Genomic DNA, 1,676 nt, shown 5'->3' on the forward strand with positions numbered 1-1,676 from the left:
CGGGTGTTGATGAGAGTGGCTCACCAAGGCAAGAATGGTTATTTATGCAGTCCATCGTTCGTTTCTTAAAAGTTGTTCTTTTCTCTGGTTGGCAAGGATATTCAAAATTGATTCTGCGGCTTAGAGTCGGTTTTAGCATGGAAGTTCATAACATTGATGTTAGTGAAGCTAACAGGAAAACAGGACTTTGATTCGGGAAAATGATCAATAAGTAGAAATCAGGTTTCTGTCTTTCAGAATGGCTCTCAGGGCTATTGATTGCATGATCCTCACTTCGGGTCAGAACCTGAAACCCACCAAAAACCATTTGCCGATTGAAAGCAATCAGTCACTCATCCATCCTTAGTTCAGTGATTTTCGCCGACTCATCTTCATGAATCGTCAACACATGGCCATCGGTGCTGAAGGTGGCTGACTTGATCTCACTATCATGGTAAATGGTGACTTTTTTTTGCCATGATCCGTCGCTTACCCGACCGTAAACAATAGCAAGATGATAATTTACCGGCAGCAATAAATTAAATAATGTATGTCTTAACTGGTCATAAATAAATTCCGACGCACTATCTTTATTGGCTGTGATCAAATGGCTGCCGTCGGCGCTGAAGGATGCTGATCTAATATACATATTATTGAAAACGGTGGTTTTTTCTTCCCAGGATCCATTAACCTTACGGCCATAGATTGTTACCTTCCTGTCTTCACTGAGGATCATCACATGGCGGCTGTCGGCGCTAAAGGTTGCTGATGTGATTGTCATATGATTGGAAATGGTAGCTCTTTCTTCCCATGATCCATGATCGTTCAGGCCAAGGATTTTCGCCTTATTATCTTCACCGTAGGTGATCACACAGCGGCTATCGGGGCTGAAAGTGGCTGAATAGACCCAACCGTTATGAGAAATGGCGGCTTTTTTTTTCCATGATCCGTCTTCCAGACCATAGATTATCGCCCTGTCATCTCGACCGGAGGTTACTATGTGGCGGCTATCGGCGCTGAATGTGGCAGAGAAGAGACGATTCGAAAAGATGGCTTTTTCTACCCATGACCCATCGAGCTCCAGGGCATAGATTTTCACCTTATTATCTTCACATTCGATGATCATATGGCGGCTATCAGCGCTGAAGATGGCTGATATGAGTGGATGATCGTGGTAAATGATGGCTTTTTGTATCCATGACCCATCGTCCTTCTTGCCATAGATTTTCGCTTTGCTATCTGAACTGGCAGTCACCAGATAGCGACTATCAGCGCTGAAAGTGGCTGATCTTACTGAAAGATCGTGGCAAATGATGGCTTTTTCTGCCCATGACCCATCGTCTTCCAGGGCGTAGATTTTCGCCTTGCCATCGTCACTGACGGTCACTACGTAGCGGCTATTGGCGCTGAAGGTAGCTGATATAACAGTTTTATCATGGGTAATAGTGGTTTTTTCTTCCCATGATCGTTCGTCCTTCTTGCCATAGATTCTCGCCTTGCCATCTACACTGGCGGTCACTACATAGTCGCCATCGTTACTGATCATGAACGATATTACACGACCATCATGGGAGATAGTGCCTTTTGCCTGCCATGAACCATCGGTCTCCCGACCAAAGATTATCACCGTTTTACTATCACAGACGCTCACCAGATACTGGCCATCGGCACTGAAGGCAGCAGAGTTGATCTTGCCA

The 1,676-nt window shown here is 45.0% G+C and carries 2 protein-coding genes; one reads left to right on the plus strand and one right to left on the minus strand.

Features of this window, described 5'->3' with window-relative positions:
- The coding region (locus tag KDK19_RS16595) for a hypothetical protein (RefSeq protein ID WP_257254675.1) at positions 1-191 on the plus strand (191 nt) is incomplete at its 5' end.
- A gap of 137 nt (positions 192-328) precedes the next feature.
- Here the strand turns inward: KDK19_RS16595 and KDK19_RS16600 are convergent.
- Positions 329-1,676, minus strand: a 1,348-nt coding sequence (locus tag KDK19_RS16600; protein ID WP_257292402.1) for a WD40 repeat domain-containing protein, incomplete at its 5' end; no start/stop codon positions are given.

It is taken from the genome of Endozoicomonas sp. ONNA1 (genome assembly GCF_024606325.1).
Classification (GTDB): Bacteria; Pseudomonadota; Gammaproteobacteria; order Pseudomonadales; family Endozoicomonadaceae; genus Endozoicomonas_A.